18 protein-coding genes are annotated in these 24,946 nt (G+C 54.3%); 9 read left to right on the top strand and 9 right to left on the bottom strand.

Annotated features, from left to right (window positions below):
• Nucleotides 1-33: 33 nt before the first annotated feature.
• Nucleotides 34-1,671, top strand: a complete 1,638-nt coding sequence (locus AC6I8J_RS06260) for an ATP-dependent nuclease (protein ID WP_222924274.1) — start codon at nt 34-36, stop codon at nt 1,669-1,671.
• 74 nt (nt 1,672-1,745) lie between these two features.
• Here AC6I8J_RS06260 and cspD read toward each other — a convergent pair whose 3' ends face one another.
• Complete coding sequence (gene cspD / locus AC6I8J_RS06265; protein ID WP_098051073.1) at nt 1,746-1,967, bottom strand: cold shock-like protein CspD; 222 nt, start codon at nt 1,965-1,967, stop codon at nt 1,746-1,748.
• 315 nt (nt 1,968-2,282) lie between these two features.
• Here cspD and clpS point away from each other — a divergent pair, with 315 nt between their 5' ends.
• Together clpS and clpA are read left to right on the top strand one after the other, a co-directional pair.
• Nucleotides 2,283-2,603 carry an ATP-dependent Clp protease adapter ClpS gene (clpS, locus tag AC6I8J_RS06270; RefSeq protein ID WP_003849318.1) on the top strand — a complete coding sequence of 107 codons (321 nt, stop codon included), beginning with the start codon at nt 2,283-2,285 and terminating at the stop codon, nt 2,601-2,603.
• A 52-nt stretch (nt 2,604-2,655) separates the two neighbouring features.
• Complete coding sequence (gene clpA / locus AC6I8J_RS06275) at nt 2,656-4,932, top strand: ATP-dependent Clp protease ATP-binding subunit ClpA (RefSeq protein WP_161734242.1); 2,277 nt, start codon at nt 2,656-2,658, stop codon at nt 4,930-4,932.
• Nucleotides 4,933-5,018: 86 nt separating this feature from the next.
• Here clpA and infA read toward each other — a convergent pair whose 3' ends face one another.
• The 5 genes from infA to trxB all read right to left on the bottom strand — a co-directional run bounded on the left by infA (nt 5,019) and on the right by trxB (nt 10,920).
• Nucleotides 5,019-5,237: a translation initiation factor IF-1 gene (gene infA / locus AC6I8J_RS06280; protein WP_002211347.1), complete on the bottom strand. Its 219-nt coding sequence runs from the start codon at nt 5,235-5,237 to the stop codon at nt 5,019-5,021.
• 345 nt (nt 5,238-5,582) lie between these two features.
• A complete protein-coding gene (gene aat, locus AC6I8J_RS06285; protein ID WP_161734240.1) occupies nt 5,583-6,275 on the bottom strand; it encodes a leucyl/phenylalanyl-tRNA--protein transferase in 693 nt (230 codons plus the stop codon).
• A gap of 33 nt (nt 6,276-6,308) precedes the next feature.
• The gene (gene cydC, locus AC6I8J_RS06290; RefSeq protein WP_497825178.1) at nt 6,309-8,039 is read right to left on the bottom strand and encodes a heme ABC transporter ATP-binding protein/permease CydC; all 1,731 of its coding nucleotides are present in this window, start codon (nt 8,037-8,039) and stop codon (nt 6,309-6,311) included.
• On the bottom strand, nt 8,039-9,808 hold the full coding sequence (cydD, locus tag AC6I8J_RS06295) for a heme ABC transporter permease/ATP-binding protein CydD (protein WP_497825179.1): 1,770 nt from the start codon (nt 9,806-9,808) through the stop codon (nt 8,039-8,041). Before cydD ends, cydC begins: the two co-directional genes overlap by 1 nt.
• Nucleotides 9,809-9,951: 143 nt before the next feature.
• Nucleotides 9,952-10,920: a thioredoxin-disulfide reductase gene (trxB, locus tag AC6I8J_RS06300; RefSeq protein ID WP_161734234.1), complete on the bottom strand. Its 969-nt coding sequence runs from the start codon at nt 10,918-10,920 to the stop codon at nt 9,952-9,954.
• Nucleotides 10,921-11,440: 520 nt separating this feature from the next.
• On the opposite strand from trxB, the gene lrp reads away from it, so the two are divergent.
• The 6 genes from lrp (at nt 11,441) to AC6I8J_RS06330 (ending at nt 20,713) form a co-directional block, all read left to right on the top strand.
• A complete protein-coding gene (gene lrp, locus AC6I8J_RS06305) occupies nt 11,441-11,935 on the top strand; it encodes a leucine-responsive transcriptional regulator Lrp (RefSeq protein ID WP_006118610.1) in 495 nt (164 codons plus the stop codon).
• A gap of 118 nt (nt 11,936-12,053) precedes the next feature.
• A complete protein-coding gene (locus tag AC6I8J_RS06310; RefSeq protein ID WP_497825180.1) occupies nt 12,054-15,716 on the top strand; it encodes a DNA translocase FtsK 4TM domain-containing protein in 3,663 nt (1,220 codons plus the stop codon).
• A gap of 177 nt (nt 15,717-15,893) precedes the next feature.
• Complete coding sequence (gene lolA, locus AC6I8J_RS06315) at nt 15,894-16,505, top strand: outer membrane lipoprotein periplasmic chaperone LolA (RefSeq protein ID WP_003849334.1); 612 nt, start codon at nt 15,894-15,896, stop codon at nt 16,503-16,505.
• Between the two features lie 7 nt (nt 16,506-16,512).
• The gene (locus AC6I8J_RS06320) at nt 16,513-17,856 is read left to right on the top strand and encodes a replication-associated recombination protein A (RefSeq protein WP_161734230.1); all 1,344 of its coding nucleotides are present in this window, start codon (nt 16,513-16,515) and stop codon (nt 17,854-17,856) included.
• A gap of 92 nt (nt 17,857-17,948) precedes the next feature.
• Entirely contained in the window at nt 17,949-19,241 is a 1,293-nt protein-coding gene (gene serS / locus AC6I8J_RS06325; protein ID WP_033732108.1) for a serine--tRNA ligase, read from the top strand.
• A 320-nt stretch (nt 19,242-19,561) separates the two neighbouring features.
• On the top strand, nt 19,562-20,713 hold the full coding sequence (locus AC6I8J_RS06330; protein WP_260057770.1) for an MFS transporter: 1,152 nt from the start codon (nt 19,562-19,564) through the stop codon (nt 20,711-20,713).
• A gap of 52 nt (nt 20,714-20,765) precedes the next feature.
• On the opposite strand, the gene pflA is transcribed toward AC6I8J_RS06330, so the two are convergent.
• From pflA to focA, 3 genes are all read right to left on the bottom strand, one after another.
• The gene (pflA, locus tag AC6I8J_RS06335) at nt 20,766-21,506 is read right to left on the bottom strand and encodes a pyruvate formate lyase 1-activating protein (RefSeq protein ID WP_161734226.1); all 741 of its coding nucleotides are present in this window, start codon (nt 21,504-21,506) and stop codon (nt 20,766-20,768) included.
• 162 nt (nt 21,507-21,668) lie between these two features.
• On the bottom strand, nt 21,669-23,951 hold the full coding sequence (pflB, locus tag AC6I8J_RS06340; RefSeq protein WP_260057772.1) for a formate C-acetyltransferase: 2,283 nt from the start codon (nt 23,949-23,951) through the stop codon (nt 21,669-21,671).
• 71 nt (nt 23,952-24,022) lie between these two features.
• Nucleotides 24,023-24,883 (bottom strand): formate transporter FocA, encoded by an 861-nt coding sequence (focA, locus tag AC6I8J_RS06345; protein WP_161734222.1) that lies wholly within the window; start codon nt 24,881-24,883, stop codon nt 24,023-24,025.
• Between the last annotated feature and the right edge of the window lie 63 nt (nt 24,884-24,946).

The following is a 24,946-nucleotide window of genomic DNA, read 5'->3' on the forward strand; positions in this document are numbered from 1 at the left end:
ACCATGCTGTTTATAACCTGAGGACGGACGCCTATGATTCTGGAACATATCGATATTCGCGGTTTCCGCGGCATCAACAAGCTCTCACTCCCTTTAACCCGGACTAATCTGCTGATTGGTGAGAATGCCTGGGGCAAATCCAGCCTGCTGGATGCCCTGAGCCTGTTACTTTCGCCCAATGAACCAGCTTATGTTTTTACCCAGGCTGATTTCCATTTCACCCCAGGTGATGTGGCCGATCCCATGCGCCGTCTGTCAATCGTATTTCATTTTCGCGATGATGGCAGCGACCCGGATGCTGTGCTCTCGACATTCTGGCAGCGCGATGCTCAGGGCCAGCGTCGGCTTTATTACAGCGTCAGCGCGGCCTGGCGTGACAGCGGCATCGAAACCCGACGGCGTTTCGTTGATGTGAACGCGCAGCTGTTGCCAGAGCAGCACTGCGCGGCGGCCATTGATCTGTTGATGAAACGCTATCCGGTGCTGCGGCTGCGCGATGCGCGCTTTAGTAAGCGGACGCGTAACAGTGCGCCTGTGGCTACTCCACATCCTGAGGTGCTGGCGGGCATGGCGTCGCTGGCGCGCGATCTGGAGCACCATCCCCAGCAGCTCAGTGATGAGGTGCTGCGACAGGGGCTGAAGACCATGCAGCAACTGATGCAGCACTACTTTCTGGTGCAGTTGCCCGATGCGGGCAATGAACTCAGGTCACGGGATCCGCAGACACGCGACGGGGAAAAGGGATGGCGGGCGCTGGATCATCTCAATCAGCTGATAGCCGGAACCGACTCCCGCAGCCGTCAGCTGATTCTGCTGCAGATATTTACCCTGCTGATTGAGGCGCGAGGCGACGTCCCGCTGGCCGCTGATGCCCGTCCGCTGCTGCTGATTGAAGATCCGGAAACCCGGCTGCATCCGATTATGCTGTCGGTGGCGTGGAACCTGCTAAGGCTGTTGCCGCTGCAAAAAATCGCCACTACCAATTCTGCTGAGCTTCTGTCTCAGGTGCCGGTAGAGAACGTCTGTCGTCTGGTACGCGGCCCCTCGCGCGTGGCCGCCTGGCGCATCGGGCCAGAAGGGCTGAGTGCCGAAGAGAGCCGGCGCATTGGCTTCCATATTCGTGTCAACCGGCCTGCGGCGCTGTTTGCCCGTTGCTGGCTGCTGGTGGAGGGGGAAACCGAAGTCTGGATTATGAATGAGCTGGCACAGCAGTGCGGTTACAACTTTGCGGCTGAAGGGGTGAAGGTAATTGAGTTTGCTCAGTCGGGCTTAAAGCCGCTGCTGAAGTTTGCCCGTCGCATGGGCATCGCCTGGCATGTGCTGACAGACGGCGATCAGGCGGGTAACAAATATGCCAGCACGGCACGCACGCAGTTACAGCCCGGCGATCCTGAGCTGCGTTTTCTGACGCAGTTACCGGCACTGGATATGGAGAATTTTCTCTATCACCAGGGTTTTCAGGATGTCTATCATCAGATGGCGCACCTGCCGTTAAACGTTCCGATGAGTTCCAGGCGTATTATTACCAAAGCGATTCACCAGAGCTCCAAGCCAGAACTGGCGATCGCTGTGGCGACATCGGCGGCGGAACGCGGGCCGGAAGCCATCCCGCCGTTAATACGGGAGATGTTTGCCCGGGTGATTGGGCTGGCGCAGGGCCAGGCAGATTAAGTCTGCTTCAGACAGGAAAATGCCAGCGGCACTGGCTGGCATTTTTGGGTCACTGTTCAGAGATGGGGTAAGTATCAGGCCACGGCCTGTATCTCAACCGGCACGATGAGGCTGGCGTGATTACCTTTCGGGCCTTCATGCACGTCGAACTGAACCTGCTGGCCTGCCTTTAGCGTGCGGTAGCCTTCCATCTGAATGGTGGAGTAGTGTGCAAAAATATCTTCGCCACCGCCAACCGGACAGATAAAGCCAAAGCCTTTGGAATTATTGAACCATTTAACTGTGCCCGTCTCCATGCTTTTACTTCCCTCGCAAGACATTTTATAAGTAGGTGAGGTCTTACAGGCTGTGAGTCTGATTTGATTAAAACTCAATCAGCCTGTGCAGGTAGAATGTAGAGAAAGCGCCGCCGGCGTCAAGCAAACCACCGGGCCAGGTGGGGAAAAAATCATCAAAATTTGAGGTGGTTAACGCTATTGGAAATTTTGTGATGCAGGTCGCGCAAGGGAATTTCTGAATAAAATTTCAGCAGCGACCAGGAGCTTGACAGGCATGTTAAACTCTCAACATGTAGTCATTAAAAGGCTAAAGCACAATCTCAACGGAACACTATGGCAAACACAAACGACTGGCTTAACTTTGAACATCTGGCCGAAGACAAAGTACGTGAAGGGTTAAAGCCGCCTTCTATGTATAAAGTCATTCTGAATAATGACGATTATACACCTATGGAATTTGTTATTGACGTCGTACAAAAGTTCTTTTCTTATGATGTTGAACGTGCAACGCAGCTGATGTTGAAAGTTCACTATCACGGCAAGGCGATCTGTGGTGTATTTACTGCAGAAGTCGCCGAAACAAAAGCGGCCCAGGTGAACAACTATGCGCGGGAAAATCATCATCCGTTGCTGTGTACGCTGGAAAAAGCCTGAACCCGTCTCCATATAGGAAACTGGTAAGGGCGATAATTGGGGGAGGTGCCTAATGCTCAATCAAGAACTGGAACTCAGTTTAAATATGGCTTTCGCCAGAGCGCGTGAGCACCGTCATGAGTTTATGACCGTCGAGCATCTGTTACTGGCGTTGCTCAGTAACCCGTCGGCCAGAGAGGCATTGGAAGCCTGTACGGTGGATATTGTGGCTCTGCGGCAGGAACTCGAAGCCTTCATCGAACAAACCACACCGGTGCTGCCCGCCAGCGAAGAGGAGCGTGACACTCAACCGACGCTCAGCTTCCAGCGCGTCCTGCAGCGTGCGGTTTTCCATGTCCAGTCATCCGGTCGCAGCGAAGTCACCGGGGCAAATGTGCTGGTCGCCATCTTCAGCGAGCAGGAGTCGCAAGCGGCCTATCTGTTACGCAAACATGAAGTCAGCCGCCTTGATGTGGTGAATTTCATCTCTCACGGTACGCGCAAAGACGAACCGGGCCAGGCGCCAGGCGCTGAAAATCCGGTTAACGAAGAGCAAGCAGGCGGGGAGGATCGTATGGAAAACTTCACCACCAATCTTAATCAGCTTGCTCGCGTCGGTGGTATCGATCCACTGATTGGTCGCGATAAAGAGCTGGAACGTACCATTCAGGTGCTGTGCCGTCGTCGTAAAAACAACCCGCTGCTGGTGGGTGAATCGGGTGTGGGTAAAACCGCTATTGCAGAAGGCCTCGCCTGGCGTATCGAGCAGGGCGATGTACCGGAAGTGATGAAAGACTGCACCATCTACTCGCTGGATATCGGTTCATTGCTGGCGGGCACCAAATACCGTGGTGACTTTGAAAAACGTTTCAAAGCGCTGCTGAAGCAGCTGGAGCAGGACGAACACAGCATTCTGTTTATCGATGAAATCCATACCATCATTGGTGCGGGTGCCGCGTCCGGCGGCCAGGTCGATGCGGCGAACCTGATCAAACCTCTTCTTTCCTCTGGCAAGATTCGGGTGATGGGTTCCACCACCTATCAGGAATTCAGCAACATCTTTGAAAAAGACCGTGCCCTGGCACGTCGCTTCCAGAAGATCGATATCACGGAGCCTTCACCTGAAGAGACCGTGCAGATCCTGAATGGCCTGAAGACCAAGTACGAAGCGCATCACGATGTGCGCTATACCGCGAAAGCGGTGCGCGCAGCGGTGGAACTGGCGGTGAAATATATCAACGACCGTCATCTGCCTGACAAGGCGATTGATGTGATTGATGAAGCGGGTGCACGTGCGCGCCTGATGCCAGCCAGTAAGCGCAAGAAAACCATCAACGTCTCTGACATTGAAACTGTGGTGGCCCGTATTGCCCGTATTCCTGAGCAAAGCGTGTCAGCAAGCGACCGCGATACGCTGAAAAATCTGGGCGATCGCCTGAAGATGCTGGTGTTTGGTCAGGACAACGCCATTGAGGCGCTGACGGAAGCGATCAAAATGAGCCGTGCAGGTCTGGGTCAGGATCGTAAGCCGGTCGGTTCCTTCCTGTTTGCCGGGCCTACTGGGGTCGGTAAAACGGAAGTCACCGTGCAGCTGGCGAAAGCGCTGGGTATTGAGCTGCTGCGCTTTGATATGTCCGAGTATATGGAGCGTCACACCGTCAGCCGTTTGATTGGTGCGCCTCCGGGTTATGTCGGCTTTGATCAGGGCGGCCTGCTGACGGATGCCGTGATTAAGCATCCTCATGCGGTGGTGTTACTGGATGAGATTGAGAAAGCACACCCGGATGTCTTCAACCTGCTACTGCAGGTAATGGATAACGGTATGCTGACCGACAACAATGGTCGCAAAGCGGACTTCCGCAACGTGGTACTGGTCATGACCACCAACGCCGGTGTACGTGAAACTGAACGTAAGTCGATTGGCCTGATTCATCAGGACAACAGCACCGATGCGATGGAGGAGATCAAAAAGATCTTTACGCCAGAGTTTCGTAACCGTCTCGACAACATTATCTGGTTCAGTCACCTGTCCCCAGCGGTGATCCATCAGGTGGTCGACAAGTTTATTGTCGAGTTGCAGGCGCAGCTGGATGCGAAAGGCGTATCGCTGGAAGTCAGTGATGAAGCGCGTGACTGGCTGGCTGAGAAGGGCTATGACAAAGCGATGGGCGCACGTCCGATGGCGCGCACCGTACAGGACAGCCTGAAGAAACCGTTAGCTAATGAACTGCTGTTTGGTTCGCTGGTGGATGGCGGCTCAGTATCAGTCGCGCTGGATCGTGAGAAAGGTGAACTGACCTATCACTTCCTGAGTGCTGAAAAACGCAAAACCGAAGGCACTGTGCATTAATCACCTGCTACAGATGTGAAAAAGGCCGGATTAAAATCCGGCCTTTTTTTTCGCTGCAATATGCAGAGCGATGAGATTACTGCAAATTAGCGACTACGGAAGACAATGCGGCCTTTGCTCAGGTCGTACGGGGTCAACTCAACGGTCACTTTGTCACCCGTCAGGATACGGATGTAGTTTTTGCGCATTTTACCGGAGATATGAGCAGTGACCACGTGTCCGTTTTCAAGTTCTACGCGGAACATGGTGTTAGGTAACGTATCCAGTACGGTACCTTGCATTTCAATATTGTCTTCTTTGGCCATCGAATCCTCTGGGTGTACTACCTTTCAGTTGAACCGGCAAGATAATGCCCAATTCAACGATTTATGTAAAGAACCGTCGGCGATTTTGCCAACGCTTTGCCGGGGTGCACGTAAGTTGCGCGCATCCGGTAAAATTAGGGTGTTTAAGGTGACGTCTGCAGGGGATTAGCGGGCTAAGAATCTGAATCAACCGGTTACATGCGCACGATTGAAAACAGTTCCGAGAGTGCGTTGAGATTCCCAGCCTGGCAATTCCGGCTCGATATTGCGAAGCGCGGACGACATACCAAACCCGACTAATATACCACTTATGCGCCTTTATGTGTGCAAAACATCTCTGCAGGGCTAAAAAAGCGTTTGTGTCTGCCAGCAGCCATCGCTGACCGGCTGGTAAGCAAGGCTTTGCACATATTGCAGATAATCCGCGCGCGGGATCTCCTGCGCACCCAGCGAGGCGGTATGGGGATTAAGTACCTGACAATCCACCAGTCGGCCCTGATGTCGGACGAAATGCTGACAAAAGACCCAAAGTGCTGTTTTTGATGCATTCTGCTGACGGCTGAACATCGATTCACCGCAGAAGATTTGCCCCATCGCCAGCCCGTACATGCCACCCACCAGCTGATGTTCATCCCACACCTCGATCGAGTGCGCGTGGCCCAGTTCATACAGTCGTAACCAGGCACGCTTCATCTCAAAGGTAATCCAGGTGCCTTCCTCGCGACCGCTTGCGCAGCCCTCAAGGACCTCGGCAAAGGACTCGTTCATTGTTACCCGATAAGGTGAACGACTGTGAAAACGCTTCATGCTACGACTGAGATGAAACTGCTCAGGCAGCAGGACGGCCCGGGGATCGGGCGACCACCAGAGAATGGGATCGCCGGGCGAAAACCACGGAAAGATACCGTGCTGATAAGCGTTAAGTAATCGGGCAGGGGAGAGATCACCGCCCATGGCCAGCAGGCCATTTGGCTCACGCAGCGCCATCTCCGGCGGGGGAAAGATCAGAGATTCCCGTGACAGTTGTACCAGTCTCATCGCGTTATGTTACTCATCGGCATTTCGCTAAGACTATAACGCAATACGCTGCCGGAAACGCCAGTAGCGCCCTGCTTTTGAGATTAATTCCGCATGACTGCCCTGCTCAACAATCGCGCCATTATCCATCACGCAGATGCGATCCATCTGTTCCAGGCCACTCAGCCGGTGAGTGACCATAAGCATGGTTTTTCCGGCAGTCAGCCGTTGCAGCAGGGCAAGAATATGTTGCTCGGTGGTGGCATCCAGCCCTTCGGTGGGCTCATCCAGCAGCCAGAGATCGCCGTCGTGCAGTAACGCACGCGCCAGCGCCAGCCGACGCAGTTCGCCGCCGGAAAGCGGGCGACCCCCTTCGCCCATCCAGGCGTTTAATCCTTCCTGATTCTCAAGCAGGCGTTGCAGGCCAACGTCGTTCAGAACGCGGCATAGCTGCTCATCAGTGGCATCGGGGCAGGCCAGCAGCAGATTATCGCGCAGGCTCTGGCTGAAGAGGTGAACCCGCTGCGTCACCACGCTGATACGCTGGCGCAACGCGGACTCTGACCAGGCGGTAATCGGCAGATCATTCAGGCTGATGACACCGTGCTGGCTCTCACGAGCGCGGGTCAGCAGCGCCAGCAGCGTCGATTTTCCGCAGCCGGTCGGTCCCAGTAGCGCAATATGTTCACCCGCGGCCACCTGCAGGGTACAGCTGTTGAGTACCTTATCCGGACGGTCGGGGTAGCTAAAGTCGAGCCGATCGATATTGACGCAGAGCGGTCCTGACCGGGCGTCTGACCTTGCCGGGAAGGTGATAGCGGGTGACTGATCGATAATGTCATTAACCCGATGCGCGGCAGTTGTCACCTGCGACATAGGCAGAAAAGCCCCTGCAACCGGTGCCAGCGCCTCAAAGGCGGCAAGGGCGCAGAACACGACCAGCGCAATCAGCGAGCCGGGTAACTGCTGTTCTCTGATTGTCGCAGCACCAAGCCAGAGCAGCAGGGTTACGGTTATGCCGCTGATCAGCAGCAGCAGGCTCTGGGCGGCGGCCTGTAAACGCTGTTGCTGGCTCTGTGCCTGCTGCCAGCGCCGTTCATCTTCGTCAAGTTGCTGACGCCAGCCCTGCGAGGCCCCATATAACGTAAGTTCAGCCTGCGCCGCCAGCCACTGCATCAGCTGCAAGCGCCAGCGGGCGCGTCCGTGGGCAATCGCGATGCCTGCCGGTGAGCCCAGACGATAAAATAGCGACGGCATCAGAATTAGCGTACTCAGCATGATACCGCCCAGCGTCAGTGCCAGCGGAATATCAATAAAACTCATCCCGAAGGTAACTACCACTATCACCACAAATGCGCCGAGCAGCGGTGAAATGACGCGCAGATAGAGATGATCCAGCGTATCAACATCGGCGACAAAACGGTTGAGCAGGTCCGCCTGGCGGAACTGTGACAGCTGTCCCGGCGAAAGTGCCATCAGGCGGATGAAGGTGTGGACGCGCAGATGCTGAAGCACCCTGAACGTCGCATCATGACTGACCAGACGTTCAGCATAGCGTGCGGCGGTACGGATGATCGCAGCACCACGGACGCCAGCCGCGGGCAGCATATAATTGAAGGTATAGAGGCCCGCTACGCCTGCTACTGACGATGCGGCGAGAAACCAGCCTGACAGGGTCAACAGGCCAATGCTGGCCAGCAGAGTAGCAATCGCCAGCACGATGCCCAGCGCAAGACGGAAAGGGTGGCGCAGCCAGAGACGAAGAAAAGGACGCAAGGCCGACATCAGCGAATCTCCTGTTGACGATGCTTCAGCATCTCACTGAAGGGACCAGGCTGTTGCGACAGCTGCTGCCAGTTGCCCTGTTGCACCAGTTTACCCGCCTCCATTACCCAGAGAGTCTGCCAGCGACTCAGCGTATCAATCTGATGGGTAATCATCAGGGTGGTCTGGCAGGCAGCTGCCTGGTTCAGGGCCAGCATCACATGACGTTCGCTGAGTGCATCCAGGCTGGCTGCCGGTTCATCAAGCAGCAATAAATGTGAGGATTTATAGAGCGCGCGTGCGACCGCGACCCGCTGTGCCTGACCCACCGACAGCTGATGACCACCATCGCCGGGCTGAGTTTCAATCCCCCTGGGCAGACGAGGCAGGAACTCGTTAATGCCGCACGATTCCAGTAGCATCGCAAAGCGCTCGCTATCCCAGACCGCATTCATCACGATATTGTCGCGTAAGGTGGTGGCCGGTAACTGAGGATTCTGTCCTACCCAGCTAAGTTGCTGATGCCAGTCACTCCGTCGTATATCACGCAGTTCAACGCCATTCGCCTTCAGCGAGCCCTGATAAGGCAGGAAACCGAGCAGGGCGTTCATCAGGGCCGTTTTACCGGCCCCGCTTTGACCGACCAGCGCAATCTGCTCACCCGCAGCGATGGTAAAGGTGAGCGGGCCGCACAGCACCTGGCCATCGGGCGCGCAGACTCGCAGATCATCGGCGACAAGTGAGATTGCGCGCTCGGCAGTGAAAGGCTGCGGGCCATCCTGCCGGATAACGTCGGGCGTCGCCTGCATAAAGGCTTCAAGTGCATCGGCACCGCCGACCGCCTGGGCTTTGGCATGATAGAACGCGCCGAGATCGCGCAGTGGCTGGAAAAATTCCGGGGCGAGGATCAAAACCAGGAACCCGGCAAACAGCGTCACGCCGTGGCCATAATCACCGAAATGCAATTCGCCCAGATAGGAGAAGCCAAAATAGACGGCTACCACAGCAATGGCTAACGAGGCAAAAAACTCCAGCACGGCGGAGGAGAGAAACGCTAAACGCAGCACGTCCATGGTGCGCTGGCGAAAATCGGTGGTGGCGTCGGCAACCGCCTGCTGCTCTGCTTCACCACGATGAAACAGCCGCAGCGTTTCTCTGCCGCGCAGACGGTCGAGAAAGTTACCGCTCAGGCGGGCCAGCACCAGGAAGTTGCGGCGATTGGCCTCGGCCGCACCCATGCCGACCAGCGCCATAAACAGCGGAATCAACGGCGCAGTGGCAAACAGGATTAGACCCGCGGTCCAGTTCAGCGGAAAAACAGTCAGCAGAATGCAGCAGGGGATGAGCACCGCCAGCGTCATCTGCGGCAGATAGCGGGCGTAATACTCCTGCATCTCTTCGATCTGCTCCAGCAGAAGAGTCGCCCAGCTCCCGGCTGGTTTCCCCTGTATCCACGCCGGGCCCAGCGCAGACAACCGGTCTAAGACCTGCTGACGTAACGCCTGACGGATAGCCTGCCCGGCACGATAGCCGGTCAGTTCACGGGCATAGTTAATCAGGGCGCGCAGTACGAAGCAAAGCAGTAACAGCAGGATACTGACCGTCAGTGCTTCACGCGGTTGCTGGTCAACGATCAGCGCCTGCAGCAGCGAGGCCAGTAAACCAGACTGGGCAATGATCAGCAGGGCACTTACCATGCCCAGCAGCGTGTTGAGCCGCAACCAGCGACCGGCGAAACGACGTTGCTGACGAAGCCAGCGGGTAAGATGCTGCTGCCGCGATTTGTCCATGCGAGACCATACTAAATGTCGGTGACAGGGGAAAATGGAAAGACATTTCCATCTCTTCAGGCGCCAGAATCTAGCATGAGAGCTATAAAAAAGGCGACGGAAAAACCGTCGCCTGGAATATTTGAGATCAGAGGGTTAACAACTTACCGATCGTTTTTAACCAGCCCGTCAAGAAAACGCTCAGCATCTAACGCGGCCATGCAGCCGGTGCCCGCAGAGGTAATCGCCTGACGATAGATATGGTCCATCACATCCCCTGCCGCAAAGACGCCAGGAATGCTGGTCTGAGTGGCGTTACCGTGCAGACCCGACTGAACTTTGATGTAACCGTTTTCCAGCGCCAGCTGACCTTCGAAGATAGCCGTATTCGGGCTGTGTCCGATAGCAACAAACAGACCCGCGACTTGCAGCGCTTCTGTTTCATCACTGTTCTGGGTAGAACGCAGTGTCAGACCCGTCACACCCATCTGATCGCCTGTGACTTCTTCCAGCGTACGATGGGTGTGCAGCACGATATTACCATTGCGCACTTTTTCCATTAGCCGGTCGATCAGGATCTTCTCTGCGCGGAAACTGTCACGACGGTGGATCAGATGCACTTCAGCCGCGATGTTCGCCAGATAGAGCGCCTCTTCAACGGCCGTGTTACCCCCGCCAATCACTGCGACTTTCTGGTTGCGATAGAAGAAACCGTCACAGGTTGCGCAGGCGGAAACGCCTTTGCCTTTGAACGCCTCTTCAGAGGGCAGACCCAGGTAGCGCGCTGACGCACCGGTGGCGATGATCAGCGCATCTGCCGTATATACGCCGCTATCGCCAGTGAGGGTGAACGGACGGTTCTGCAGATCAACGGTGTGGATGTGATCGAAAATGATCTCAGTATTAAATTTTTCAGCATGCTCGTGCATGCGCTCCATCAGCGATGGACCTGTCAGATCGTGCGGGTCGCCCGGCCAGTTCTCCACTTCAGTGGTGGTGGTCAGCTGTCCGCCCTTTTCCAGACCGGTGATCAGCACCGGATTCAGGTTGGCGCGTGCAGCATAAACGGCTGCGGTATAACCCGCTGGGCCGGAGCCCAGAATGAGTAACTTACTGTGTTTGGCCGTACTCATGCGTTCCTCAGTTTCATTCGGCTGACATAGCCTGCGATTGTAGGGAATATCCGGCGACAATAACAAGACTTAGCCAATTTTGTTAACGATAGCTGCAAGTGGCGTAGACGATGAGCGGCGGTTTTGCCTGGTCAATGCGCCAGAATGGGGCAAAAATCGGCTTTGAGAGGTGCAAAAGTGGAAAAATACTCATTTAAAAACAGATACCCAGCGGTCTGTCTGGCATCTTGTCCTGAATTTGGTGATTTTACTTTGACAATCGCCTGCGCTTTTGCGAAAACATTATCAGAAGCGAATAACATTTATCGGAACAAAACAGGTTTTCGTCGCCTGTTTTGCGTGTAACGCCGAATAAAAGCAGCCTGATATGGATAATGACGCATGATGTGGACAGACAACATGCGTCATATCGATAGGTGTCAGATCACAGGCTCTGTTAGCTCACTTCAGAAATGCCCCGAACATTGAGCGTTTTCAGGGCGTGGCAGGTAAAGGGAAGGAATTAAGAGAGACAATAATAATGGTAGACAATAAGAAACGCCCCGGGAAAGACCTCGACAGAATTGACAGGAACATTCTGAATGAACTTCAGAAAGATGGTCGCATTTCAAACGTAGAGCTTTCCAAACGCGTAGGCTTATCGCCTACGCCATGTCTTGAGCGTGTACGCCGTCTCGAACGCCAGGGATTTATTCTTGGTTACACCGCGCAGTTAAACCCGCACTATCTGGATGCCTCTCTGCTGGTATTCGTTGAGATTACTCTGAATCGTGGTGCGCCGGATGTGTTTGAGCAATTTAACGCCGCTGTGCAAAAACTTGAGGAAACTCAAGAGTGTCACCTCGTTTCTGGCGATTTCGACTACCTGCTGAAAACGCGCGTACCTGATATGTCTGCCTATCGTAAGCTGCTGGGTGAAACCCTGTTGCGCCTGCCGGGCGTAAACGACACGCGAACTTATGTGGTGATGGAAGAGGTCAAACAGAGCAATCGACTGGTGATCAAAACTCGCTGATGCGGGGCAGGTGCAAAACCTGTGAGATTTCGGTACACTCCTGTGCATTCATACAGGATCAGCGTCGGGCTTGCCCGACGCTGTTGCTTCTTACTTTACAGGCACCTGGAGAGTCCTCTTGAGCCAGGAATATACAGAAGATAAAGACGTTTCGTTACAATCGCTGAGCAGTGGACGTCGTCTGCTGGAAGCGTTGCTGATTCTGGTGGCGCTGTTTGCTATCTACCTGATGGTTTCACTGGTCAGTTTTAACCCTTCCGATCCGAGCTGGTCGCAAACGGCCTGGCATGAACCTATCCATAATATCGGCGGCAGCGTCGGTGCCTGGCTGGCTGACACCTTACTCTTCATCTTTGGTGTGATGGCGTACGCCATTCCGCCCGTCATCCTGGGTCTGTGCTGGATTGCTTTCCGTCAGCGCGACAGCCAGGACTACTTTGACTACTTTGCCGTCGGGTTACGCTTAATTGGCGTCCTCGCGCTGGTGGTGACGACCTGTGGTATGGCGGCGCTGAACGCCGATGATATCTGGTACTTTGCCTCGGGCGGCGTGATTGGCAGCCTGGTCAGTAATGCTATTGCCCCCTGGTTCAGTCCGGCTGGCGGCACGCTGATGCTGCTCTGCGTCTGGGCAGCGGGGATAACCCTGTATACCGGCTGGTCATGGCTCACCATTGCAGAAAGAATTGGCGGCGTCGTCATGGGCGTGCTGACGTTTGCCAGCAACCGCTCACGTCACGATGAGCCCTGGCAGGAAGAGGATGACGAGCGGGACGCGCAAGATTATGCGGATGTCCCTGCATTGCATGTCGCCGACCAGGATGATGACGTGCTGCTGTCTGCGCCGCGTGCTGCCGATCAGAAAGATGATGTGCTGCTTTCCGCGCCACGCGCTGCCCCTCAGCCTGTGCCGACACAGCCGGATCCGCTACTGGCGAAAGCGGCAGCCGCAACCAGTGCGGCAGTAGCCGCCACTGCGGAAGCTGCAGAAGTGACCATCGCTCCCGCAGCGCCGGTTAACGCGGCACCTGCTGCAGCGGCCTTTACTGCATCGGCGCCTGCCGCATCAGCAGCAATGCCCGCATCGCCAACGGCACAACCTGCTCCAGCATCTGCACAGAGCACCCCTGCATCCTATGGTACAACGATGGCCCCGTCTCCGGCGCAGAATGCTCCTGCACCCGCGGCCTCACCACCGCTTTACCACTTTGAAATGCCAGACGAAGCCCCGGCTGCGCCGTCGTTCAATGCTTACGACGATGACGAACCTAAAATGGGTAACTGGCGTGACACATCAGCGATCCCTGCGGCCGCTACAGCCGCCACTGCCACTGCTACTGCCGCTGCCGCAACGGCGGCCACACGTACTGCACCTGTTTTTGACCTGGCACCTGAAACCAATCTGAATCCGCAGGTTAAGCAGGGTATCGGACCGGCCCTGCCGCGTCCTAATCCGGTAAAACTGCCTACACGTCGTGAACTGGCCTCTTATGGCATTAAGTTACCTTCTCAGCGCATGGCTGAAGAGAAAGCCAAAGCGGAAGAGAGCGAAACGGCCCCGGTTACGTCGGTTTCCACTGCATCTGATGCAGAAGAGGCACTGCAGCAGGCTGAACTGCGTCAGGCCTTCCAGTCTGAGCAGCAGCAACGTTACGGCACCAGCTGGCAGCAGGACGAACAAGATGAGCAGGATGCGCAGCAGCAGGATGCACTGGCACGTCAGTTCGCCGAGCAGCAACAGCAGCGCTATGCACCTGAAGTGAGAAAAGAGCCGGTATTAAATATTGATACTGCCTCAGCGTTCGATTTTTCACCGATGAAAGATCTGGTGGATGACGGCCCGTCTGAACCGCTGTTTACGATTGCCGCGACGCCGGAGCCGGAAGCACCTGCGGCTTCACACGAACCGTGGCAGCAGGTGAGTGAGGTCTCAAGCCCTCAGGCACCGGCTCAGGTGCCTGCACCTGCCCGTTTTGCACCGGCAGAACCTGCCTATAGTGCGCCAGCGACGCCTGCGGTACCCGCAGAGCCTGTTTATCATGCACCAGAGGCAGCTCAGGTCCCGGCTTATTCTGCACCTGCTTATGGTACGCCAGCAGAGCCTGAAGCGGATTATGCCGCTCCGTCTGCGCCTGTGTATGCTGCACCAACGGCGCCTCAGGCCCCGGCTTATGGCGCGCCGTCTTATAGCGCGCCAGCCGCTGAGCCGGTTCAGCCAGTTGAAGAAGCGAGACCTTCACTGCATGACAGCCTGATCCATCCGTTCCTGATGCGCCATGAGCAGCCGCTGGAGAAACCGTCCACGCCACTGCCTTCGCTGGATCTCCTGACGGCGCCACCTGAAGAGGAAGAGCCGGTTGATATGTTCTCGCTGGAGCAGACTGCCCGTCTGGTGGAGTCACGCTTAGGCGATTACCGCGTCAAAGCCGAAGTAGTTGGCATCTCGCCTGGCCCGGTTATCACCCGTTTCGAGCTTGACCTGGCACCGGGTGTGAAGGCCGCACGTATTTCTAACCTGTCGCGCGACCTGGCACGATCACTCTCGACTGTCGCAGTTCGCGTGGTGGAAGTGATCCCTGGCAAACCTTATGTGGGCCTGGAACTGCCAAACAAACATCGTCAGACCGTCTATCTGCGTGAAGTACTGGATTGCCCTAAATTCCGCGACAATCCGTCGCCACTGGCCGTCGTGTTGGGTAAGGACATTGCCGGTCAGCCGGTCGTGGCTGACCTGGCGAAAATGCCACACTTGCTGGTTGCCGGTACTACCGGTTCCGGTAAGTCTGTGGGCGTGAACGCCATGATCATCAGCATGCTCTACAAGGCGACACCGGAAGAAGTTCGCTTCATTATGATCGACCCGAAAATGCTGGAGTTGTCGGTCTACGAAGGCATTCCGCATCTGCTGACCGAAGTTGTCACCGACATGAAGGATGCCGCGAATGCGCTGCGCTGGAGCGTCGGTGAAATGGAGCGACGTTACAAGCTGATGTCGGCGCTGGGCGTTCGTAACCTGGCGGGTTACAACGAAAAAGTGGAGCAAGCCGAAGCGATGGGCCGTCCGATTCCTGATCCGTTCTGGAAACCGGGCGACAGCATGGATATGACCCCGCCGGTTCTGGAGAAACTGCCTTATATCGTGGTGATGGTCGATGAGTTTGCTGACCTGATCATGGCGGTGGGGAAAAAGGTTGAAGAGCTGATTGCGCGCCTGGCACAAAAAGCCCGTGCTGCGGGTATCCATCTGGTGCTGGCAACACAGCGTCCATCCGTAGATGTCATTACTGGCCTGATCAAAGCGAATATCCCGACACGTATCGCCTTTACCGTTTCAAGCAAGATAGACTCACGTACCATTCTCGATCAGGGCGGCGCGGAGTCACTGCTGGGTATGGGTGACATGCTTTACATGCCGCCAAACTCCTCACTGCCAGTTCGTGTTCACGGTGCCTTTGTGCGTGATCAGGAAGTGCATGCGGTGGTTCAGGACTGGAAAGCACGTGGTCGTCCGCAATATATCGACAGTATTACGGCAGGCGAAGAGAGCGAAAGTGCTGGTGGCATCGATAGCGATGAAGAACTCGATCCACTCTTCGATCAGGCTGTCGGCTTTGTGGTCGATAAGCGCCGAGCCTCGATTTCAGGCGTTCAGCGTCAGTTCCGCATCGGCTATAACCGTGCTGCACGTATTATTGAGCAGATGGAAGCGCAGGGTATCGTCTCTGCACCAGGCCACAATGGTAACCGTGAAGTGCTGTCGCCACCGCCTCACGATATGTAGCGGTTAAATGTTTTGAAACACTACTTAATGAGCCAGTTTCGACTGGCTCATTGTTTTTATACGGTTAACCCCCATATCTGGATCAGCTTTCGGCTTTTTCCTCTGTTCTGATGGCGGAACGGCGACCAGGCTTAATGCAGTTATCGATGGGAACGTTTAAATAAGGAATCGAAGCAGATGAAATTACGCGTAATCGCTCTTGGCCTGTTGGCCACTTTTTCTTCAGCCAGCGTTCTGGCTGATGCTTCCAGTGATCTGCAACAGCGCCTGAACAAGGTCAGCAGCTTCCACGCCAGCTTCACGCAAAAAGTGACCGACAGCAGCGGTGCCAATGTGCAGGATGGTGAAGGCGAATTGTGGGTTAAACGTCCCAGCCTGTTTAACTGGCACATGACCGCGCCGGACGAAAGCATCATTATCTCTGACGGTAAATCGCTGTGGTTCTACAATCCATTTGTTGAGCAGGCGACTGTAAGTCTGCTGCAGAATGCGACCAGCAATACGCCGTTTATGCTGATTGCCCGCAACCAGTCGAACGACTGGAAGCAGTACAACATCAAACAGCAGGGTGACAATTTCGAGCTGACACCGAAAAACAGTGATGGCAACCTGAAACAGTTCACCATTCAGGTGACCTCCAGCGGCACCATTAACCGCTTCAGCGCTATCGAACAGGATGGCCAGCGCAGTGATTACCAGCTGAAAAGCCAGCAGAATGGCGCTATCAGCCCGGATAAATTCACGTTCACACCGCCTAAAGGCGTGACGGTGGACGACCAACGTCAGTGAGGTCACGGTGAGTAACCTGTCTCTGGATTTTTCCACCGAAAATTTCAAACCTCTGGCCGCGCGTATGCGGCCAGAAACATTGAAACAGTACATTGGTCAGCAACATCTGCTGGGTGCGGGCAAACCACTGCCGCGCGCGATTGAAGCAGGGCACCTGCACTCGATGATCCTGTGGGGACCACCCGGGACCGGCAAGACGACACTCGCTGAAATCATTGCGCATTATGGTAACGCCGATGTGGAGCGTATCTCAGCTGTCACTTCGGGTGTGAAAGAGATTCGTGAGGCAATTGAGCGTGCCCGCCAGAATAAACATGCCGGGCGGCGCACCATCCTGTTTGTGGATGAGGTCCATCGGTTCAACAAGAGCCAGCAGGATGCTTTTCTGCCGCATATCGAAGATGGCACGATTACCTTTATTGGCGCGACCACCGAAAACCCCTCTTTTGAACTTAACTCCGCGTTGCTCTCCCGCGCCCGCGTCTATCTGCTGAAATCGCTGACTCTGAAAGATATTGAGCAGGTGCTGGATCAGGCGATGCAGGACAAAACACGCGGGTATGGCGACAGTGATATTGTGCTGCCGGACAACACGCGCAGGATGATTGCTGAGCTGGTTAATGGCGATGCACGCCGGGCGCTGAACACGCTGGAGATGATGGCGGATATGGCTGAAATCACCGCCTCGGGTCAGCGTGAACTGACGCCGCAGTTGCTCAACGAAGTCTCGGGTGAGCGATCCGCGCGTTTTGATAACAAAGGCGACCGCTTTTACGATCTGATTTCGGCTCTGCACAAATCTGTGCGCGGTTCGGCACCCGATGCGGCGCTTTACTGGTATGCACGCATTATTACCGCAGGTGGCGATCCGCTCTATGTGGCACGCCGGTTGCTGGCTATCGCCTCAGAAGATGTCGGCAATGCCGACCCACGCGGTATGCAGGTGGCAATTGCGGCCTGGGATTGCTTTACGCGTGTCGGGCCGGCAGAAGGGGAGCGTGCTATTGCGCAGGCGATTGTCTATCTGGCCTGCGCGCCTAAAAGTAATGCGGTCTATAACGCGTTTAAAGCTGCAATGCGCGATGCGCGCGACCATCCCGATTACGATGTACCTGAGCATCTGCGCAATGCGCCGACTAAGCTGATGAAAGAGATGGGCCTGGGCAAAGAGTATCGTTATGCCCATGACGAAACCAACGCTTATGCCGCCGGTGAAGTCTATTTTCCGCAGGAACTGGCCAGCGCACGCTATTACACTCCAACCCAGCGCGGGCTTGAGGGTAAGATTGGTGAAAAGCTAAGCTGGCTCGCTGAGCAGGATCAAAATAGCCCGACAAAACGCTACCGCTGAAACAGACGTTACGGTAATGTGGGCAATGTTTTCAACGCATTCCGCAGGAATGCGTCCCTTCTTTCAACCAACTTTTTATACACAGGATAAGCATGCTCGATCCCAATCTGCTGCGTAACGAGCCAGACGCAGTCGCAGAAAAACTGGCACGCCGGGGATACAAACTGGATGTGGAAACGCTGCGTTCGCTTGAAGAGCGTCGCAAAGTACTGCAGGTGGAAACTGAAAATCTGCAGGCAGAGCGTAATTCCCGATCCAAATCCATCGGTCAGGCCAAAGCACGTGGGGAAGACATCGAGCCGCTGCGTCAGGAAGTGAACGCGCTGGGCGAACGCCTGGATGCCGCAAAAGCAGAACTGGATGAACTGCAGAATCAAATCCGTGACTTTGCGCTGGCGCTGCCGAACATTCCGGCAGATGAAGTGCCGCTGGGCAAAGATGACAGCGAAAACCAGGAAGTGAGCCGATGGGGTACACCGCGCGAATTCAGCTTCCAGGTTAAAGATCACGTTGAGCTGGGTGAAGCGGCGAAAGGTCTGGATTTTGCGGCTGCCGTTAAACTGACCGGTTCGCGCTTTGTGGTCATGCAGGGGCAGATTGCCCGCCTGCACCGTGCACTGAGTCAGTTTATGATTGACCTGCACACTGAGCAGCATGGCTACCTTGAAACCTACGTGCCTTACCTCGTTAACCACGAAACGCTTTATGGTACCGGACAGCTGCCTAAGTTTGGCGAAGACCTGTTCCATACCCGTCCGCTGGAAGAGCAGTCAGACAGCAGCAACTATGCGTTGATTCCTACCGCGGAAGTGCCGCTGACCAACCTGATGCGCGACGAGATCGTGGAAGAGGATAGCCTGCCGGTTAAACTGACCGCGCATACGCCATGCTTCCGTTCTGAAGCGGGTTCTTACGGTCGTGACACGCGCGGCCTGATCCGTATGCACCAGTTCGACAAAGTTGAAATGGTGCAGATTGTCACTCCGGAACAGTCAATGGATGCGCTGGAAGAGCTGACTGGTCATGCAGAGAAAGTGCTGCAGCTGCTGAATCTGCCGTATCGTAAGGTTTTACTCTGTACTGGCGATATGGGCTTTGGATCGACCAAAACCTACGATCTGGAAGTCTGGCTGCCAGCGCAGAATACCTATCGTGAGATTTCATCCTGTTCCAACATGGGTGATTTCCAGGCGCGTCGTATGCAGGCGCGTTATCGCAACAAACAGGAAAAGAAACCGCGTCTGGTTCATACCCTGAATGGCTCAGGTCTGGCCGTAGGCCGTACTTTGGTCGCGGTGCTGGAGAACTATCAGCAGGAAGATGGCCGCATCACCGTACCTGAAGTTTTACGCCCCTACATGAATGGCGTTGATATCATCGGCTAAGCGATTCACAATCTCTTAAACCCGGCTATGGCCGGGTTTTTTTATGCCTGATTTTTGAAAAAAAGGATTTATTGAGACGGAATTTATTCACAAATAAACGTTATCGATACCAGGTGCGCCGGAACGCTTAAAAAGCTAATTTTTCATAGAGATAGCGTTCAGCAGCGTGCCGCATAATACAATTGTAACCCACTGAAGATTAGTAGATTAAATTGTCCCGCAGCAAAATGTGCTGCTGTCAAATTCGGCCCATTGACTTTAAAAAAGCCAGTGGCAAACTGCGCGCAATTTCCTTCATTTTGCTCTGGTTTTTATCCCCTATGTCAACCTGGTCACGCCCCGTGATATTGCTGCTTTGCGGCCTGATGTTAATGACTGTCGCCATTGCCGTGCTGAATACGCTTGTTCCGCTGTGGCTGACGCATGACTTACTGACAACCTGGCAGGTAGGTATCGTAAGTTCCTCTTATTACACCGGCAATCTGGCAGGTACATTGCTGGCAGGCTGGTTAATCAGGCATTACGGGTTTAATCGCAGTTATTATCTGGCAACAGGACTCTTTGCCGTGGCAACGATTTGCCTGGTAACGATGGAAGGTTTCTGGGCATGGAGTTCGCTTCGTTTTGTCGCGGGCGTAGGCTGTGCACTGATGTGGGTCGTGGTTGAAAGCGCACTTCTCTGTAGCGGAACCGTCCGCAATCGTGGACAGCTACTGGCTGCCTATATGATCGTTTATTATCTCGGCACTGTAACCGGTCAGTTACTGGTCAGCACACTCTCAACAGAATTACTGAGCGTAGTACCCTGGGTCACTTCGCTGGTGTTCTGCGCGGTACTGCCGCTGGTCTTCACACGGGTATCAGCCACCGGTGAAGCGGCTGAAGCGGCACCGGCTCGCATCTGGCCGATGCTTCGTCGCCGCAGTTCACGTCTCGGCATCAATGGGTGCATTATCTCCGGTATCGTTTTAGGCTCGCTTTATGGCCTGATGCCGCTTTACCTGTCGCATCAGGGAATGAGTGATGCCAATGTCGGCTACTGGATGGCGTTACTGGTTAGCGCAGGGATTGTCGGGCAGTGGCCAGTTGGTCGTCTTGCCGATCGTTTCGGCCGCTTGCTGGTGCTGCGGGTGCAGGTCTTTGTCGTTATCCTGGGGGCGATGGCCATGTTAACCAATGCCGCAATGGCGCCAGCGCTGTTTGTTCTGGGACTGGCAGGCTTCACACTCTATCCGGTGGCGATGTCCTGGGCTTGCGAGACAGTCGCACATCATGAACTGGTTGCGATGAATCAGGCGCTGCTGATGAGTTATACCGTTGGCAGTCTGGCTGGACCCGCAATGACCTCTGTTCTGATGCAGAATTATTCTGACCGGCTGCTGTTTGTGATGATCGCCGCAGTGGCGCTGATCTATCTGCTGATGCTGCTGCGTAAAGTGGATCAGCAGGCGACGCCAGTGGCACATGCCTGATCGCTGAACAGTAAAAAGGGAGCGTTAAGCTCCCTTTTTTATGACCGATTATTCAGTACATCACTTCGTGACCGTAGCTGGCGAGAATGTTTTTAACGCGTTCCATCGTCTCTTTCCCCGGTGGTTTCACCCCATCCAGCTTGTACTCTTCACCCATCGCAATCCATTTATGCTTACCCAGCTCGTGATAGGGCAGTAATTCAATCTTCTCGACGTTCTTCATGTCACGTGTGAATTCACCCAGCCGATGCGCGGTGTCATCATCGTCAGAATAGCCAGGTACCACGACAAATCGGATCCAGGTCCGCTTGCCTTTTTTCTGCAGATAGCGGGCAAAATCCAGCGTACGATGATTGGATACACCCACCAGAATCTGATGCACGTCATCATTCATCTGTTTGAGATCGAGCATCACTAAGTCAGTCACGTCGAGCAGTTCGTCGATCACTGGATCGTAGCGGCGTACGAAACCGTTGGTGTCGAGACAGGTATGGATGCCTTCGGCCTTGCAGGCGCGGAACCAGTCACGCACAAATTCAGCCTGAAGAATCGCTTCACCCCCTGACGCAGTAACACCGCCACCAGACGCATTCATAAAGTGGCGATAGGAGAGCACATCCGCCATCAGCGCCTCGACGCTGATCTCTTTTCCGCCGTGAGTATCCCAGGTGTCACGGTTGTGACAGTAGAGACAGCGCATCAGGCAGCCCTGGAAGAAGGTGATGAAACGGATGCCGGGACCGTCGACGGTCCCGCAGGATTCAAATGAGTGGATACGACCGTTAACTGACATTGCGATGTTTCTCCAGTGAGTCTGCCGGGACAGACGGCGCAATCTCTGTTGCGCTCAGGGCAGGAAATCGATTCTGAGAGGAACCTTGATGAAGATGACCATCAGAACAGACTTTTAAGGAAAAGGCTCCGCGAGGAGCCTTTTTATCGGGTTTAGCCGTGATTACAGTGACTGTGTGAAGGTACGGGTAATCACATCCTGCTGCTGCTCTTTAGTCAATGAGTTAAAGCGTACAGCGTAACCAGAAACGCGAATTGTCAGCTGCGGATACTTCTCCGGATGCTCCATCGCGTCCAGCAGCATTTCACGGTTCATGACGTTGACGTTAAGGTGCTGGCCGCCTTCGATGCTGGCTTCGTGATGGAAGTAACCATCCATCAGACCGGCAAGGTTGGTTTTGCGCACATTATCATCTTTACCCAACGCGTTTGGCACGATTGAGAAGGTATAGGAGATACCATCTTTCGCATAGGCAAACGGCAGTTTAGCGACAGAAGTCAGTGAAGCCACAGCACCTTTCTGGTCACGACCATGCATCGGGTTAGCACCGGGTCCAAACGGTGCGCCAGCGCGACGTCCATCCGGCGTGTTACCGGTTTTCTTACCATACACCACGTTCGAAGTGATAGTCAGGACAGACTGCGTCGGCACGGCATTACGATAGGTAGTCAGCTGTTGAATTTTCTTCATGAAGCGTTCAACCAGATCGCAGGCCAGGTCATCAACGCGGGCATCGTTATTACCGAACTGTGGATATTCACCTTCGATATCGAAGTCGATCGCCAGACCATCTTCGTCACGAATTGGTTTCACTTTGGCGTATTTAATTGCTGAAAGTGAATCCGCAGCAACAGAAAGACCGGCGATACCACAGGCCATGGTGCGATAGACATCCCGGTCATGCAGGGCCATCAGTGCCGCTTCATAGCTGTACTTATCATGCATGTAATGGATGATGTTCAGCGAAGTCACATACTGCTTCGCCAGCCAGTCCATGAAGTGATCCATACGCTCCATGACGGTGTCGAAATCCAGCACGTCGTCGCTGATTTTGTCGCCTTTCGGTCCAACCTGCATTTTCAGTTTTTCATCCACGCCGCCGTTGATTGCGTAAAGCAGCGTTTTCGCCAGGTTGGCACGTGCGCCAAAGAACTGCATTTGTTTGCCGACAATCATCGGGCTCACGCAGCAGGCGATGGCGTAGTCGTCATTGTTGAAATCAGGACGCATGAGGTCATCATTCTCATACTGCAAAGATGAGGTATCGATAGAGACTTTAGCGGCATATTTCTTGAAATTAATGGGCAGTTTTTCTGACCACAGAATGGTCATGTTTGGCTCAGGTGAAGGACCCATGGTGTAAAGGGTATTCAGGAAGCGGAAAGTGCTTTTGGATACCAGTGTACGACCATCAACGCCCATACCTGCCAGTGATTCGGTTGCCCAGATTGGGTCACCAGAGAACAGCTCATCATATTCTGGGGTACGCAGGAAGCGAACCATGCGCAGTTTCATGACCAGATGGTCAATCAGTTCCTGAGCCTGTTCTTCCGTCAGCTTACCGGCTTTAAGATCACGCTCAATGTAAATATCCAGGAAGGTTGAGACGCGGCCAAAGGACATGGCAGCACCGTTTTGTGATTTAACGGCAGCCAGGTAACCATAGTAAGTCCACTGCACAGCTTCCATCGCGTTGGTGGCCGGACCGGAAATGTCATGACCATATTTTGCGGCCATCTCTTTGATCTGGGCCAGCGCATGATGCTGATCGGAGATCTCTTCACGCAGACGAATGGTCGCCTCGAGATTCACACCGTTCTCTAAATCTTCCTGCAGTGATGCGAACTGAGAGAATTTATCCGCCATCAGGAAATCGATGCCGTACAACGCCACACGACGATAGTCACCGATAATACGACCACGACCATAAGCATCAGGAAGACCGGTCAGAATACCTGATTTGCGGCAGCGCAGAATGTCCGGGGTATAAACATCGAAGACACCCTGGTTGTGTGTTTTGCGGTATTCGGTGAAGATTTTTTTCAGAGAAGGGTCGAGTTCACGGCCATACACTTTGCATGAACCTTCGACCATTTTGATGCCGCCATAAGGAATGATGGCGCGTTTTAATGGTGCTTCAGTCTGCAGACCAACAATTTTTTCCAGAGACTTATTAATGTAGCCCGCGTCGTGCGAGGTAATTGTGGAGGCGAGATCGGTGTCGAAGTCGACTGGCGCGTGGGTGCGGTTCTCAATTTTGATGCCTTCCAGCACGCTTTCCCACAGCCTGGTGGTTGCTTCAGTGGCGCCCGCCAGGAATGACTCATCACCTTCATAGGGGGTGTAGTTTTTCTGAATGAAGTCGCGCACATTGACGCTGTTCTGCCATTCGCCTTCAGCAAATCCTTCCCATGCTGAAGCCAGTTTTGCATTAAGTTCGGTCATAATATACCTGCCTTATATGAAGAGACTTTACGGTCGGGCACAGTCAACGTCCTGTGCCGTCAAAAATGCGTTTAATGTACCTGGTCACCTTTGCGGAGATAGATAACCCAGTAAGTCAGCCCAACCAGAACGCCACCGCCGATGATGTTACCGATCGTTACGGGAATCAGATTATGGAGAATAAAGTTACTGACGGTCAGCGAATGAAACTGTGCAGCCGTGGTGCCAGCAGCCTGCCAGAACTCAGGTGTTGCGAAGTCGCGGATAGTAATGGCATAGGGAATGAGAAACATGTTAGCGATGCTGTGTTCGAAACCGCTGGCGACAAACATCCCAACAGGCAGAATCATCACGACCAGCTTATCGGTCAGGCTGCGACCGGAATAGCTCATCCAGACGGCGAGGCAGACCAGCAGATTAGCTAATGTACCCAGACAGACTGCTTCTATAAAGGTGTGATGCATCTTGTGATCGGCGGTTTCCAGGACATTCAACCCCCATGCACCATTCGCAACCATATGCTGTCCGGCAAACCACATCAGGGCGACAAAGAAGAGTGCACCGGCCAGGTTACCGGCGTAGACGTTAATCCAGTTGCGGGCCAGCTGACCCCAGCTGATGCGACCACTGGCTTTAGCCACGACGATTAGTACCGTCGAGGTAAAAAGGTCGGCACCACACACCACGACCAGCATCAAACCGAGAGAGAAGCAGATACCGCCAATCAGTTTGGCTATACCATAAGGCATCGCACCACTGCCGGTAGTCGCTGTAATATAAAAAACGAATGCGATTGAGATGAATACGCCAGCGTTTATGGCCAGAAAGAAGGTAGTAAAGGGATGTTTGGTTGCTTTATAGATACCGGCGTCTTCGGCCACTTTCGCCATTGCGGCGGGTAATAAAAGATTAAAAGGGTTGTCAGTTTTCACACTAACTTACTCCTGAAGTTGTCTGAAAAAATACTAACAAAGGAGTATAGGTCAGTAATTGAT

Source organism: Pantoea sp. X-Soil-ISGK-355 (assembly GCF_059730805.1).

Coding starts and splice junctions, on each gene's coding strand:
- cspD (WP_098051073.1), bottom strand. CDS start 1,967: ATGGAGACGGGCACAGTTAAATGGTTCAATAATTCCAAAGGCTTTGGC.
- cydD (WP_497825179.1), bottom strand. CDS start 9,808: ATGGACAAATCGCGGCAGCAGCATCTTACCCGCTGGCTTCGTCAGCAA.
- lrp (WP_006118610.1), top strand. CDS start 11,441: ATGGTAGACAATAAGAAACGCCCCGGGAAAGACCTCGACAGAATTGAC.
- AC6I8J_RS06260 (WP_222924274.1), top strand. CDS start 34: ATGATTCTGGAACATATCGATATTCGCGGTTTCCGCGGCATCAACAAG.
- clpA (WP_161734242.1), top strand. CDS start 2,656: ATGCTCAATCAAGAACTGGAACTCAGTTTAAATATGGCTTTCGCCAGA.
- cydC (WP_497825178.1), bottom strand. CDS start 8,039: ATGTCGGCCTTGCGTCCTTTTCTTCGTCTCTGGCTGCGCCACCCTTTC.
- pflB (WP_260057772.1), bottom strand. CDS start 23,951: ATGACCGAACTTAATGCAAAACTGGCTTCAGCATGGGAAGGATTTGCT.
- lolA (WP_003849334.1), top strand. CDS start 15,894: ATGAAATTACGCGTAATCGCTCTTGGCCTGTTGGCCACTTTTTCTTCA.
- serS (WP_033732108.1), top strand. CDS start 17,949: ATGCTCGATCCCAATCTGCTGCGTAACGAGCCAGACGCAGTCGCAGAA.
- AC6I8J_RS06330 (WP_260057770.1), top strand. CDS start 19,562: ATGTCAACCTGGTCACGCCCCGTGATATTGCTGCTTTGCGGCCTGATG.
- trxB (WP_161734234.1), bottom strand. CDS start 10,920: ATGAGTACGGCCAAACACAGTAAGTTACTCATTCTGGGCTCCGGCCCA.
- aat (WP_161734240.1), bottom strand. CDS start 6,275: ATGAGACTGGTACAACTGTCACGGGAATCTCTGATCTTTCCCCCGCCG.
- infA (WP_002211347.1), bottom strand. CDS start 5,237: ATGGCCAAAGAAGACAATATTGAAATGCAAGGTACCGTACTGGATACG.
- clpS (WP_003849318.1), top strand. CDS start 2,283: ATGGCAAACACAAACGACTGGCTTAACTTTGAACATCTGGCCGAAGAC.
- pflA (WP_161734226.1), bottom strand. CDS start 21,506: ATGTCAGTTAACGGTCGTATCCACTCATTTGAATCCTGCGGGACCGTC.